General features: G+C 61.3%; 11 protein-coding genes. All 11 read left to right on the top strand.

The genetic code is table 11. The features are described 5' to 3' along the window. Position 1 precedes the first annotated feature (1 nt). The 11 genes from ftsW (at position 2) to recN (ending at position 13780) form a co-directional block, all read left to right on the top strand. The gene (ftsW, locus tag KW403_RS01820; RefSeq protein ID WP_223021078.1) at positions 2 to 1156 is read left to right on the top strand and encodes a putative lipid II flippase FtsW; all 1155 of its coding nucleotides are present in this window, start codon (positions 2 to 4) and stop codon (positions 1154 to 1156) included. A 1-nt stretch (position 1157) separates the two neighbouring features. Then, entirely contained in the window at positions 1158 to 2282 is a 1125-nt protein-coding gene (gene murG / locus KW403_RS01815) for an undecaprenyldiphospho-muramoylpentapeptide beta-N-acetylglucosaminyltransferase (RefSeq protein ID WP_223021077.1), read from the top strand. Further along, positions 2279 to 3682: a UDP-N-acetylmuramate--L-alanine ligase gene (gene murC / locus KW403_RS01810; protein ID WP_223021076.1), complete on the top strand. Its 1404-nt coding sequence runs from the start codon at positions 2279 to 2281 to the stop codon at positions 3680 to 3682. Before murG ends, murC begins: the two co-directional genes overlap by 4 nt. Further along, on the top strand, positions 3679 to 4641 hold the full coding sequence (gene murB / locus KW403_RS01805) for a UDP-N-acetylmuramate dehydrogenase (RefSeq protein WP_223021075.1): 963 nt from the start codon (positions 3679 to 3681) through the stop codon (positions 4639 to 4641). Before murC ends, murB begins: the two co-directional genes overlap by 4 nt. 308 nt (positions 4642 to 4949) lie before the next feature. Beyond that, a complete protein-coding gene (locus KW403_RS01800; RefSeq protein WP_223021074.1) occupies positions 4950 to 5876 on the top strand; it encodes a D-alanine--D-alanine ligase in 927 nt (308 codons plus the stop codon). Next, positions 5864 to 6784, top strand: coding sequence for a cell division protein FtsQ/DivIB (locus tag KW403_RS01795; protein WP_246637857.1), 921 nt, complete (start codon positions 5864 to 5866; stop codon positions 6782 to 6784). The genes KW403_RS01800 and KW403_RS01795 overlap by 13 nt, the downstream gene beginning before the upstream one ends. Continuing rightward, positions 6781 to 8097: a cell division protein FtsA gene (ftsA, locus tag KW403_RS01790; protein WP_223021073.1), complete on the top strand. Its 1317-nt coding sequence runs from the start codon at positions 6781 to 6783 to the stop codon at positions 8095 to 8097. The genes KW403_RS01795 and ftsA overlap by 4 nt, the downstream gene beginning before the upstream one ends. A gap of 66 nt (positions 8098 to 8163) precedes the next feature. Next, a complete protein-coding gene (ftsZ, locus tag KW403_RS01785; RefSeq protein ID WP_223021072.1) occupies positions 8164 to 9870 on the top strand; it encodes a cell division protein FtsZ in 1707 nt (568 codons plus the stop codon). Positions 9871 to 10146: 276 nt separating this feature from the next. Beyond that, positions 10147 to 11085 (top strand): UDP-3-O-acyl-N-acetylglucosamine deacetylase, encoded by a 939-nt coding sequence (gene lpxC / locus KW403_RS01780; protein WP_223021071.1) that lies wholly within the window; start codon positions 10147 to 10149, stop codon positions 11083 to 11085. Positions 11086 to 11255: 170 nt separating this feature from the next. Then, positions 11256 to 12098, top strand: a complete 843-nt coding sequence (locus tag KW403_RS01775; protein WP_378596824.1) for an outer membrane protein assembly factor BamD — start codon at positions 11256 to 11258, stop codon at positions 12096 to 12098. An 8-nt stretch (positions 12099 to 12106) separates the two neighbouring features. After that, positions 12107 to 13780: a DNA repair protein RecN gene (gene recN / locus KW403_RS01770; protein WP_223021069.1), complete on the top strand. Its 1674-nt coding sequence runs from the start codon at positions 12107 to 12109 to the stop codon at positions 13778 to 13780. Positions 13781 to 13862 lie beyond the last annotated feature (82 nt).

Here is a 13862-nt window from a genome sequence, read left to right as displayed (position 1 = left end):
CATGGTGAGCCGCACCGATCGCAGTCCGGTGGCAAACTGGTGGTGGACCATCGACCGGTGGTTTCTCGCGGCCTTCCTCATGCTGATGGGGTTGGGGGTGGTTCTGTCGTTCGCGGCAAGCCCGGCCGTGGCGGAGCGCATTGGCTTGTCGAGTTTTCACTTCGTTACACGCCAGATCGTTTACATGCTGCCGGCATTGGTGGTCATGATCGGCATTTCCTTCCTCAGCCCACGTCAGGTGCGGCGCTTTGCCCTCGTCATGCTTGCGGGCGCACTGGTCCTGATGGTTGTGACCCTTTTTGCCGGGATGGAGGTCAAGGGCTCGCGGCGGTGGCTTTATGTGTTCGGTGTTTCCGTTCAGCCTTCCGAATATCTCAAACCGGCTTTTGTGGTGATCTGCGCATGGCTCTTTCACGAGCATGCCCGTCAGCCGGAGATTCCGGGCAATCTCTTCGCCATGCTTCTTCTGGGACTTGTGATCGCACTGCTGGTGGCGCAGCCCGATCTCGGCCAGACCATGCTGGTTCTCGGCACCTGGGGGGCAATGTTCTTCATTGCCGGAATGCCATGGTTGTGGATCGCGGTGCTTGGCGCTCTGGGCGCAGGCGGGGCCTTTCTCGCCTATACGATTTTCCCGCATGTGGCCGACCGCATCGACCGCTTCCTGACCGGTGAAGGCGATACTTACCAGGTGGACATGAGCATCGAGGCGATAACCCGCGGTGGCTGGTTCGGGCGTGGGCCCGGCGAGGGCACCGTCAAGCGCATTCTTCCCGACAGTCACACGGACTTCGTCTTCGCGGTCGCCGGCGAGGAATTTGGTATCATCCTGTGCCTGATCCTGCTGGGGCTGTTTGCGTTTGTGGTGTTGCGCGGACTGACGAAAGCGCGGCGCGAGGACGATGATTTCACACGCTATGCGGTGAGTGGTCTCGTCATCCTGTTTGGCTTTCAGTCGATCATCAATATGGGTGTGAATGTCCGTATGCTGCCGGCCAAGGGCATGACGCTGCCCTTCATCTCCTATGGCGGGTCCTCGCTGATCGCCATGGCCATTTCCATGGGTTTCGTGCTGGCGCTGACGCGTCGCAAGCCGGAAAAGCGCCGTCCGGTCACCTATGCCCAACCATCGGGCCGCGAGGCGATCGCGAACTGATATGGGAAAAGGCACGATACTTCTTGCCGCCGGTGGGACCGGCGGTCATCTCTTTCCGGCCGAAGCGCTCGCACATGCCCTACGCGCGCGAGGCTGGCGGGTGCATCTGGCGACAGACAAGCGGGCGGCGCGCTTCTCCGGCGATTTTCCAGCCGAGGAAACCCATGTCATCGAGAGCGCGACTTTCGGTTCGAAAAACCCCATTGCGCTTCTGAAAGCGGGCTGGACCATCTGGCGTGGCGTCAAACAGGCCTCTGCTTTGCTGCAGCGGCTGAAGCCTGCTGCGGTGGTCGGGTTCGGCGGATACCCGACCCTTCCGCCGCTCTGGGCGGCGACGCGACGGGGTATTCCGGCGATGATCCACGAGCAGAACGCCGTGATGGGACGTGCCAACAAGGCTTTGGCGGCACGCGTGCAGGCCATCGCCGGTGGGTTTCTGGCCGCTGAAGGACCGTTTGCCGACAAGATTATCGCTACGGGCAACCCAGTCCGTCCGGCGGTCATCGAGGCGGCTGGCGAAGCTTATCGCGCTGCGGGTTCGCAAGACGTGTTTCGACTGCTTGTCTTTGGCGGCAGTCAGGGGGCACAGTTTTTTTCAGATGCCATCCCCGCGGCCATCGCGCAACTCGCACCGAAGCAAATCGAACGCCTTGTCGTCACGCAACAGGCGCGGCCTGAAGACGAGGCCGATGTTCGTGCTGCTTATGAAGCGCTCGGCGTGCCGGCAGAGGTTTCGACGTTTTTCAACGATATGGCGCGGCGCATTGCCGAGAGCCATCTGGTGATATCGCGTTCGGGTGCCTCGACCGTTTCGGAGATTGCAGCGATTGGCCGACCGGCCTTTCTGGTGCCATATCCCCATGCGCTCGACCACGATCAAGCAGCCAATGCCGCGGCATTGGGGCGTGCAGGGGGAGCTGAACTCCACCCGCAGGCCACGCTGGGCGCGGAGCGTCTTGCCGAACTGATCGGAGGAGCGATGGAGCAGCCTCAGCGCCTGACCGACATGGCAGCAGCAGCCCATGGGGTTGGTAAAACGAATGCTGCAACGTTGCTTGCAGACCTGGTTGAGGCTATTGCCTCCGGCCAATCTGCAAAAACCGTGAAAGAAGGAAGCCACGCATGAAAATGCCGGAGACGATCGGAACCGTGCACTTCGTCGGCATTGGCGGCATCGGCATGAGTGGTATCGCAGAAGCTCTGCATACGCTGGGGTACCAGGTGCAAGGGTCTGATCAGGCCGAAAACCCCAATGTCGTGCGCCTGCGCGAAAAGGGTATCGAGGTTTTCGTGGGACACGCCGCCGATAATCTCGGGGAGGCCGAGGTCATCGTTGTCTCGACGGCCATCAAGAAGAACAACCCGGAACTTGTGGCCGCGCGTGAAAAGCACCTTCCGATCGTGCGGCGCGCGGAAATGCTGGCCGAACTGATGCGATTTCGCCAGGCGGTTGCCATAGGAGGAACGCACGGCAAGACCACAACCACTTCGATGGTTGCTGCGCTGTTCGATGCGGGTGGGTTCGATCCGACGGTCATCAATGGCGGCATCATCAATGCCTATGGCACCAATGCGCGTATGGGCGAAGGTGACTGGATGGTGGTCGAGGCCGATGAAAGCGATGGAAGCTTCCTGAAGCTGCCCGCGGAAATTGCCGTCATCACCAATATCGATCCGGAACATCTCGATCATTATGGCGATTTCGACAAACTGCGCGGAGCGTTTCGGCAATTTGTCGAGAATGTGCCGTTTTATGGCTTTGCTGCCATGTGTATCGATCATGCCGAGGTTCAGGCGCTTGTCGGGCGGATCGAGGATCGCCGGGTGGTCACTTATGGCGAAAACCCGCAGTCGGATGTGCGCTTTTCCAATCACCGGATGGATGGGCCGGTTTCCGTGTTTGACGTGACCTTCCGCGATCGCAAGACGGGTGGCACGGAAACGCTTGAAGGACTGCGCCTTCCCATGCCCGGAAAACACAATGTTTCGAATGCGACAGCGGCGATCGCCGTGGCGCATGAACTGGGCATCGACCATGAGGCGATCCGTACTGGCCTTGCGGGCTTTGGCGGCGTCAAACGCCGTTTCACGCTGACGGGAAGCTGGAACGGCGTGAGCGTCTTCGACGATTACGGGCATCACCCGGTGGAGATCCGTGCGGTTCTGCAAGCCGCCCGGGAAGCCTGCAAGGGGCGGATTCTCGCCATCGCGCAGCCGCATCGCTATTCCCGCCTGCACGATCTCTACGATGACTTCGCGGCTTGCTTCAACGAGGCCGACAAGGTGTTGATTGCACCGGTCTATGCCGCTGGTGAAGACCCGATCGAGGGCGTGTCGTCCGAGGCGCTGGTGGCCCGTATTCGTGCAGCCGGACATCGTGACGTCGCCCATATCGAGGGAGCGGAAGCGGTGGAGCCCATTGTAAGGGAATGGGCGGAAGAGGGCGATTTCATCGTTTATCTGGGTGCAGGCAACATCACGCAATGGGCCTACGCGCTTCCCGAGGAGCTGGAGGCAAAGGGATGAGTGGTGCCGCGCTTCTCGACCGTCTTGGAGACCGATTGTCGGGACTGCGAGGGCGTCTGACGTCCGACGCGGGTATGGACAAGATCACCTGGTTTCGCGCCGGCGGTCCGGCGGACGCGCTGTTTCAGCCTGCCGATGAGGAGGATCTGGCTGCCTTCCTGAAGGCGGTGCCGGAAGACATTCCGGTGACCATGGTGGGGATCGGTTCGAACCTGCTCGTGCGCGAAGGCGGCATACGCGGCTTCGTGGTGCGGTTGTCGGCCAAGGGTTTTGGGCAGGCGGAGATCGTTTCCGATACGCAAATCAGAGCGGGAGCGGCCATCCCCGACAAGCGGCTCGCGGCAGCAGCGCTGGAGGCGGGCATCGGTGGATTTCATTTCTACCACGGCATACCGGGCGGGCTGGGCGGTGCGCTGCGCATGAATGCGGGCGCCAATGGCGTCGAGACCAGAGAGCGGGTCGTGGAAGTGCGCGCGCTCGACCGGAAAGGCGAACTGCACGTCTTTTCGAACGCCGATATGGGATACGACTACCGCCATTCCTCGGTGCCAAAGGATCTGATCTTCACCTCGGCCCTGATGGAGGGGTACCCCGAAGACCGGGAGACGATCCAGAAAGAGATGGACGCCGTTCAGCATCATCGCGAGACCGTGCAGCCGATACGCGAAAAGACAGGCGGCTCCACCTTCAAGAATCCGCCCGGGACATCGGCATGGAAAGAGGTGGACAAGGCGGGATGCCGGGGCCTCACCATCGGCGGGGCGCAGATGTCGCCGATGCACTGCAATTTCATGATCAATACCGGGACGGCGAGCGGGTACGATCTCGAATATCTCGGTGAAACGGTCCGGGCGCGTGTGCTTGAGCATTCAGGCATTCGCCTGGAATGGGAGATCAAGCGCATCGGGGATTTCAAGCAAGGGCGTGAGATCGATCCGCTTTTGGGGCAAATGCTCTGAGGGCGCATGCAACCTTTCGCATGACGCGAAGTCCTTCCTTGATTGTGACGCTGGTGGAGCCGTGCCTTGTCAAGTTGCCCTGGGCGGGTGTTCGCGTTCACAAAGTGTAAAATTTTCAGAAAATTGAATCTCCGGGAATCTCAAGCCCTTGCCATGGAATCAAACCTCTGATTCTTTGGCTCATAAGTAATCACTGATTTGAGTCGCGGCGTTCGGGTCGGGGGCTTTCCTAGTTGAGGAGGTCTCACTCGACCAATGCAGCTTATCGCCCAAAATTCTGGGCGGCCGGACAAGGGGGTAGCCGGACCATGAAGAGAAAGAACGTTGCCGTCCTTATGGGAGGTTTTTCCTCTGAGCGACCGGTCAGTCTCTCTTCCGGCACTGCCTGCGCCGATGCTCTCGAGATTGAGGGCTATGCCGTCACGCGCGTCGATGTCGGGCGCGACGTGGCGCGTGTTCTCTCGGAGCTTGGTCCTGACGTCGCCTTCAATGCGCTGCACGGTCCATTCGGTGAGGATGGGGCGATCCAGGGGATTCTCGAATATCTCGATATTCCCTACACGCATTCGGGCGTGCTCGCATCCGCGCTGGCCATGGACAAGCAACTCGCCAAGATCGTGGCGAAGGCGGAAGGCATCCCTGTTGCCGATGCACTGGTGGTGAACCGTTTCGAGATCGGCAACGAGCACCCCATGGCGCCGCCCTATGTGGTGAAGCCGGTCAATGAAGGGTCGAGCTTCGGTGTGGTGATCGTCACCGAGGGGCAGGGCAACCCGCCGCAGATCATCGGGTCCACCGAATGGCAATATGGCGAGCGCGTGATGGTGGAGCGCTACATTGCAGGACGTGAATTCACCTGCGCTGTGATGGGGGACCGAGTGCTTGGTATCGCGGAAATCATCCCGGTCGGGCATGCCTTCTACGATTATGATTCAAAATACGTCCCCGGGGGCTCAAAACACGAATGCCCGGCAAAAATTTCACCAAATATTTACCAAAAAATAGAAACACTGGCCCTTAAGGCACACAAGGCTATTGGCTGCCGGGGCGTGTCCCGGTCCGACTTCCGTTTCGACGATCGCAAATCCGCTGATGGGGAGCTTGTCTGGTTGGAGGTGAACACGCAGCCCGGCATGACGCCAACCTCTCTGGTGCCCGAAATCGCCGCTGCGGCGGGAATTGGGTTTGGTGAATTGTTGAGTTGGATTGTGGAGGACGCCTCGTGTTCTCGCTGACGTCATCTCAAGCCGGAACGGGCCGGAGCGGCGGACGCTTTCGCGGAGGCGACATCGTGTTGCCGCGCTGGCTGCGCCGTCCGGCGCGCTTCATGCAGAGGGTCAATGCAGGGGAAGTCGAAGCGCCGCGCCATGGCGCGACGATCGCGTCTGCGGTCCTGCTTGGGGCGACGGTGGTTTATGGCGTGATTGCTGGTGGGCACCTGCCTCAGGTGCTGCAGAGCGTCACCGCGCGCACCGGGCTTGCCATCGCGCAGGTCAACGTGATCGGCAATCAGGAAACTTCTGAAATCGATGTTCTGCAAGAGGTCGGCCTCAACGGCTGGACGGCCCTGGTCGGTTTCAATGCCGAGAATGCCAGGCAGCGTGTTTCCGGTCTGCCCTGGGTCGAAGGTGTTGCCGTGCGCAAGGTCTACCCGGCCACGCTCGAGGTGGATATCACCGAGAAAAAGGCGTTTGCGATCTGGCAACATGGCAATGAGCTCTCGCTTATCGAGAAGGATGGCTCCGTGATCGCGCCGTTCGATGGCGGCCGGTATACGGCGCTGCCGATGGTGATCGGTGTTGGTGCGCGCGTGGCCGGACCTGAGTTCATTGCCAAAGTCGCCCGACATCCTTCCGTTGCCAGCGAGGTGCGGGCCTATATTCGTGTCGGAGACCGGCGGTGGGATCTTCGGCTGAAGAACGGCGTGACCGTGAAGCTGCCCGAGAAGAACGAGGCGCTGACACTGGCGACGCTCGCGGCCCTCGATCGCAAGAATGGTCTTCTGTCGCGCGATATCACTTCGGTGGACATGCGGCTGCCCGATCGCATGGCGATCGGTCTCTCGGAAGAGGCTGCGAAGGCGCACCAGGACGCGATGCGTGAGCGCTACAAGACGCGAATTGCAGACGGGGCGCAGATATGAGCTGGTTATCAGATACCAAGAAAGGCGCTGCCCGCCGCTCCGGCATCATCACGGTGCTCGACGTCGGATCAAGCAAGGTCTGCTGCATCATCGCCAGGCTCATGCCGGCGGAAGAGGGACGGGCGCTGCGGCACCGCACACATCGTGTGAAGGTCATCGGCATCGGGCATCAGCAATCACAGGGCATGAAGTCCGGTGTGATCGTCGATCTCGACCGGGCCGAAGAAGCGATCCGGCTGGCTGTGGACGCTGCCGAGCGTATGGCGGGGCTGACGGTGGATTCGCTGATCGTCAACGTATCGGCGGGCCGGCTGCGCAGTGAAACCATCTCGGCCTCCATCAATCTCGGGGGGCATGAGGTTGCCCAGTCCGACATCAACCGCGTTCTCGCGGCCGGTGCGCGGCAGGGGTTGGAGATCGAGCGCGAAGTGGTGCATTCGCTGGCGACCGGGTTCAGCCTCGACGCCGAGCGCGGCATTCGCGATCCGCGCGGAATGGTCGGTTCAGAGCTTGGCGTCGACATGCACATCCTGACAGCCGATGCGGCGCCATTGCGCAATCTGGAACTTTGCATAAACCGCTCGCATCTCTCGGTCGAGCGCATGGTGGCAACGCCCTATGCAAGCGGGCTGGCGGCGCTGGTGGATGACGAGGCGCAGATGGGTGCGGCCTGTATCGACATGGGCGGCGGAACGACGACGATCTCCGTTTTTGCTGAGGGGAAATTCGTGTGGGCCGATGCGCTGCCGGTGGGTGGCAACCATGTGACGATGGACCTGGTGCGTGGGCTATCGGCGCGGGTCGAGGATGCGGAGCGTTTGAAGGTGATGCACGGGTCGGCGCTGATCTCTTCGAGCGACGACAGGGATATCGTTTCGATCCACCCGATGGGTGCGGATCCGAGCGAACAACCGATCCAGGTGCCGCGCGCGGTGATGACAAGGATCATCCGCGCGCGGATCGAGGAAACGCTGGAGATGGTGCGCGACAAGCTCAACCGCTCCGGCTATGGCGGCCTTGTGGGCCGCCGCGTGGTTCTGACGGGCGGGGCGAGCCAGCTGGTGGGGCTTCCGGAAGCCACCCGGCGGTTGTTTGGGCGCAATGTCCGGCTAGGGCGCCCGCTCGGCGTGGCTGGGTTGCCCGAAGCGGCCAAGGGGGCGGCCTTTTCCGCATCCGTGGGGCTGCTGATTTATCCGCAAGTAGCGGAGTTCGAAAACCGTGGCCGCAGCGGAAAGAGCGGCATATTCACTCGCGCGACCGGCACTGGCGGCCGGTTCCAGCGCGTCAGCCAATGGCTGAAAAGCAACTTCTAGCGGGGGCGCGCCCCAAATGACGACCGCGGCGGCGAGGCGGCGGCAAAGGCGGAAAGGACGAGGACAATGACTATCAATCTGCAGAAGCCGGATATTACCGAGCTGAAGCCACGCATCACCGTGTTCGGTGTCGGGGGCGGGGGCGGCAATGCCGTCAACAACATGATCAATGCGGGCTTGCGGGGCGTCGAGTTCGTCGTCGCCAATACCGACGCACAAGCGCTGACCCAGTCCAAGGCGGAACGCCTGATTCAGCTCGGCGCTGCCGTGACTGAAGGACTGGGTGCCGGTTCACAGCCGGAAGTCGGCAAGGCCGCCGCCGAAGAATGCATCGACGAGCTGGTCGATCACCTGTCCTCGACCCATATGTGCTTCGTGACCGCCGGCATGGGCGGCGGCACCGGCACGGGTGCGGCTCCCGTGGTGGCGCGCGCTGCCCGCGAAAAAGGCATCCTTACCGTTGGTGTCGTCACCAAGCCGTTCCACTTCGAAGGCCAGCGCCGCATGAAGACGGCGGAAGCCGGCATCGAGGAACTGCAGAAATGCGTCGACACGCTGATCGTCATTCCGAACCAGAACCTCTTCCGCATCGCCAATGACAAGACCACCTTCGCCGACGCTTTCGCGATGGCGGACCAGGTCCTCTATTCGGGTGTTGCCTGCATCACCGACCTGATGGTCAAGGAAGGCCTGATCAATCTCGACTTCGCTGACGTGCGTTCGGTGATGCGCGAGATGGGCAAGGCCATGATGGGGACGGGCGAGGCTTCCGGCGAAGGCCGGGCAATGGCTGCTGCCGAAGCTGCCATCGCCAATCCTCTGCTGGACGAAAGCTCCATGAAGGGCGCGCGTGGCCTTCTGATCTCGATTACCGGCGGCCGGGACCTGACCCTCTTCGAGGTGGATGAGGCGGCAACCCGCATTCGCGAGGAAGTGGATCCGGACGCGAACATCATTCTCGGTGCGACCTTCGACGAAGATCTGGAAGGCGTGATCCGCGTGTCTGTCGTGGCGACTGGAATCGACAAGTCGGCTGCTGAAATTTCCGCGCCTGCCACGGCCGCTCGTCCCATGCAGCAGCCGCGTAGTATTGAATCCCAGCGACCCGCAGCGGCCGCCGTTGAGGCGAAGCCGCAGCCCGCTGTTGATCCGGTGGCAGAGGCCATTCGCCAGGCTGAGCGTACAACAGCTGAACCTGCTGCTACGCCTGTAACGGCACCAGCTGCGGCACCGGCGGCCTCACAGACTGCACGACCGGTTATGAGCAATGGTGGTTTTCAGCCGCAAAGTTCTCTCTTCCGCAATGCCCAGCCGGTACAGCCCGCACCGCGAGCCGCTGCTCCGGCGCCCAAGCAGGTTCAGCCGGCACCGGTTGCCGAGCACAGCGAACCGCAGCCCCAGATGCGTGTCGAGGAGGAGCAGGTTTCGGCTCCCCGCATGCCCCGCGTTGAAGACTTTCCGCCGGTGGTGAAAGCCGAGATGGAAGCAAAAACGCAGGAGCACGAAGACCGTGGGCCGATGGGGTTGATCAAACGACTCACCCACGGGCTTTCCCGCCGCGATGGCGAACAAGGTTATGCCGAGCAGCCGCGTGAACCGAAACTGCGTCAGGCTGCACCGCAGTCGCGCCGCGCGCCGGAGAGCGAGGGACACCTTTATGCACCGCGGCAGGGACGCCTGGATGAGCATGGTCGGCTCACCACCCAGTCACGGAATGTTCAGGAAGAAGATCACCTGGAGATTCCCGCTTTTCTTCGCCGGCAAGCTAACTAGGCGATAAACTCTGTTACAAACCTTTCACAGGGGGGATGCGGCGCATCCCCCTTTTTGTTAAAATTAGGTAAATAATTCAAAAAGTTATAGGACTCTTGTATTTTTCTTATGCCGTAACATGAAGTAAGAAAGCGTGATTTGGAGTCTGTATTCCGCGACATTATCTTTCGTTGCGAATAACGGTGGGGTGTGGGACGCATTTTGGGGGTGTCGTCCTGAAACTTTGGACAAACCGGCGCTGAGACGCGCGGCCTTGAAGAGCTCACGGGGACCATTTTGCTCGAATATCAGACGACACTCAAAGCACGCTGCTCGCTCTCGGGCATCGGTGTCCACAGCGGCAAGCCCGTCTCCATTCACTTCTCCCCCGCCGAGCCCGACACCGGGATCGTCTTTCAGCGCATCGATGAAGCGGGTAGCGGTCGCGTGATTCGCGCTCTTGCCTCCGAAGTTTGCCAGACAGACCTCTGCACGGCCCTTGGTGACGCGCGTGGCGAATCCGTCGCTACCGTTGAGCACCTCATGGCCGCTCTTCTGGCAGTCGGAATTGACAATGTGGTCATAGAGATCGACGGCAGCGAGGTGCCTGTTCTCGACGGCAGCGCCATCGGCTTTGTGGATGCGTTTGAACAAGCCGGCATCGCCACGCTTTCCGTCAAGCGCCGCTATATTCGCGTCGTGAAGCCTGTGCGGACCGACAATGGCGGCTCCTGGGCGGAATTCCGTCCATATGACGGTACGCGCTTCGAGGTCGAAATAGACTTTGAGACACCGGCAATCGGTCGCCAGTCGCTGGGCCTTGACCTGAACGCCGCGAATTTCCGACAAGAAGTTGCACGCGCGCGCACCTTTGGGTTCATCAAGGATGTCGAGCGTCTTTGGGCCGCTGGGTATGCGCTGGGTTCTTCGCTCGAGAACTCTGTCGTGATCGGCGAGGATCACAAGGTCATCAACATGGAAGGCCTGCGCTATCCCGACGAGTTCGTGCGCCACAAGATGCTCGATGCGGTCGGTGATCTCGCTCTGGCCGGTGCGCGCTTTATCGGCTGCTTTCGTTCCTATCGTGGTGGTCACCGTCTCAATGCGGCCGCGCTGCGGCATCTTCTGACCGATCGCTCTGCTTATGAGATCGTTGAGACCACGCGCCGTGAGCAGGGGCGTCGGGCCGAGATGGTGGCTGTCAGCGCGCCGGTTTATGCTCCCTGGACACTCTGAGCCCCACATCTTTCCGGATCTTCCGGCGGGCTTTCCCACTCAGACGCCACAAAATTGTACGATTGGCAGGCAATAGCGTTGCCGCATGGCGGTCATATGCTCTATGACTGCGTTCCGAAATTGATTTTCCGTTTGCGAGAGGCGAAATGCGTTCAACTTTTGTTGCCGGCATGACCAGGACAGGCAAGGTGGCCGTTACCGCGGCTTCGGTGCTTGGCGTTTCGCTTCTTCTTGCTGCGTGCAATGCCGAGAAAGACCTGGACCTGTCGACCTATGTCGAGCAGACGGATCCGGCTGACGTGCTCTACAATCAGGCGCTGGCGAACATGAATGCCGGCCGTCTGAAGGAGGCGAGCGCCAAGTTCGAGTCCATCGACCGGCAGCATCCCTATTCGGAATATGCCCGCAAGGCGATGGTGATGAACACGTTCGCCAATTACCGGCAGGGCAATTACGATGAGGCGATCAATGGCGGTAAGCGCTATGTGGCGCTTTATCCAACCACGGAAGATGCGGCCTATGCGCAATATCTCGTGGGGTTAAGCTATTTCCGCCAAATTCGCGACGTGACCCAGGATCAGCGCGAAGCTCGCCTTACGCTTGAAGCGATGGAAGAGGTTGTGCAGCGCTGGCCCGATTCGGAATATGTCGAGGATGCACAGGCCAAGATCCGGTTTTCGCGCGATCAGCTCGCGGGCAAGGAAATGCAGATTGGGCGCTACTATCTTGAACGGCGCGAATACGTTGCCGCGGTGCGGCGTTTTCGCGGTGTCGTGGAAAGTTATCCCAATACGCGCCATGTCGAAGAAGCGCTGGCACGCCTGACGGAATCCTATTACGCGATGGGACTTGTTTCGGAAGCTCAAACGGCTGCGGCGGTGCTGGGGCATAACTTCCCTGACAGTGACTGGTACAAGGACTCGTACGCCCTCCTGCAGTCTGGCGGACTGGAACCGCGTGAGAACACCGGTTCGTGGATCTCCAAGGCTGGAGCAGCGATTCTGGGCGGCTGACCCGAACCATGCTGTGTCATCTGTCGATCCGCGATATCGTCCTGATTGAACGCCTCGACATGGATTTCTCCGGCGGGCTTTCGGTGCTCACCGGTGAAACCGGTGCAGGCAAATCCATTCTTCTTGATTCTCTTTCGCTCGCGCTTGGCGGGCGCGGCGATGCATCGTTGGTGCGCCATGGTGCGGACCAGGGGCAGGTGATCGCTGTTTTCGACCTGCCGGCCTCGCATCCGGTGCGCGCCCTGCTTGCCGAGAACGCCATCGACGATGAGGGCGATGTTATCCTGCGCCGCGTGCAGAGCGCGGACGGGCGCACACGGGTGTTCATCAATGACCAGCCTTCGAGCGTGGCGCTGATGCGCCAGGTGGGGCGGCAACTGGTGGAGATACATGGCCAGCATGACGAGCGTGCGCTGGTGGATGCGAGCATTCACCGCGATCTTCTCGATGCTTTTGGCGGACATGGTGACGCTGTTGCGCGCGTGCGGCTTGCATGGCGCGATCTGCGCAAATGCGAGCAGGAGCTGGCGCGGCACCGGGCACGCGTGGAAGCGGCGGCGCGCGAGGCCGATTTCCTGAGGGCTTCGGTGGAGGAGCTTTCAAAGCTCGACCCGCGCACGGATGAAGAGGCAGTGCTTGCGGAAGAGCGCGCGGGTATGATGCGCGCCGAGAAGATCGCCAGCGATATATCCGATGCGCAGGAGGTGCTTTCGGGCAATGCGTCGCCCGTGTCGCAACTCTCCAGCCTTCTGCGCCGCTTGCAGCGCAAGGCAGAGGATGCGCCGGGTCTTCTGGACGGCATCATCGAGCCGCTTGATTCGGCGCTTCTTTCGCTCGACGCCGCACAATCGGCCGTGGATGAGGCTATGCGGGCAACCGAGTTCGACCCGCAGCGGCTTGAGGATACGGAGGAGCGGCTTTTTGCGCTGCGCGCGGCAGCCCGTAAACACAATGTGCAGGTGGATGACCTGGCTGAACTTTGCGCGCGCATGGTGGGTGATCTGGATGAGCTGGACGCCGGCGAAGAGCGGCTGGCAGCGTTGGAGCAACAAGCGAAGGTGGCGGTCACGACTTATGACGCGGCTGCGACCGAGCTTTCGCAATTGCGCCGCGAGACCGCCGCCTCACTTAGCAAGGCGGTGATGGCGGAACTGCCGGCGCTCAAGCTCGAGCGGGCGGAATTCATCGTCGAGATTGCCACCGAAGCGGACGACCGTGGGGAAGACGGCATCGATCATGTGGAGTTCTGGGTGCGCACCAATCCCGGCACGCGCGCAGGTCCGATGATGAAGGTTGCCTCTGGCGGTGAGCTTTCGCGCTTTCTGCTCGCGCTCAAGGTGGTGCTGGCCGACCGGGGCTCGGCACCGACGCTCGTGTTTGACGAAATCGACACCGGCGTGGGCGGCGCGGTGGCGGACGCCATTGGCCAGCGGCTCTCTCGGCTTTCCGAGCGCATTCAGGTGCTATCGGTGACCCATGCACCCCAGGTGGCCGCACGTGCGGGGACGCATTACCTGATCGCCAAGAGCGGCGACACGGACCGGGTCGCCACGGGCGTTTCGGTCATGGATACGGATGCGAGGCAGGAGGAAATTGCCCGCATGCTGGCCGGTGCCACCGTGACCGACGAGGCACGCGCCGCCGCCCAGCGGCTTCTCAGGGGCAGCGAGGCGGTTTCCTGAACACTTCCTGTTCAAGCAGGACTGGCTGACCTTGTCAGCAGGGATGAGCCGCGTAAAAAGACGGCTGCCAAAAACGCGCGCG

Origin of the sequence: Nitratireductor kimnyeongensis (assembly GCF_019891395.1) — a bacterium.
Lineage (GTDB): Bacteria > Pseudomonadota > Alphaproteobacteria > Rhizobiales > Rhizobiaceae > Nitratireductor > Nitratireductor kimnyeongensis.
Note: the sequence above shows the minus strand (reverse complement) of the source record. Positions and strands in the feature narration are given on the sequence as shown.

Bases quoted from the DNA above. Each gene is read 5' to 3' on its own strand.
- murC (WP_223021076.1), top strand. From the start codon at position 2,279: ATGAAAATGCCGGAGACGATCGGAACCGTGCACTTCGTCGGCATTGGC.
- murG (WP_223021077.1), top strand. From the start codon at position 1,158: ATGGGAAAAGGCACGATACTTCTTGCCGCCGGTGGGACCGGCGGTCAT.
- ftsA (WP_223021073.1), top strand. From the start codon at position 6,781: ATGAGCTGGTTATCAGATACCAAGAAAGGCGCTGCCCGCCGCTCCGGC.
- ftsW (WP_223021078.1), top strand. From the start codon at position 2: ATGGTGAGCCGCACCGATCGCAGTCCGGTGGCAAACTGGTGGTGGACC.
- recN (WP_223021069.1), top strand. From the start codon at position 12,107: ATGCTGTGTCATCTGTCGATCCGCGATATCGTCCTGATTGAACGCCTC.
- murB (WP_223021075.1), top strand. From the start codon at position 3,679: ATGAGTGGTGCCGCGCTTCTCGACCGTCTTGGAGACCGATTGTCGGGA.
- KW403_RS01800 (WP_223021074.1), top strand. From the start codon at position 4,950: ATGAAGAGAAAGAACGTTGCCGTCCTTATGGGAGGTTTTTCCTCTGAG.
- ftsZ (WP_223021072.1), top strand. From the start codon at position 8,164: ATGACTATCAATCTGCAGAAGCCGGATATTACCGAGCTGAAGCCACGC.
- KW403_RS01775 (WP_378596824.1), top strand. From the start codon at position 11,256: ATGACCAGGACAGGCAAGGTGGCCGTTACCGCGGCTTCGGTGCTTGGC.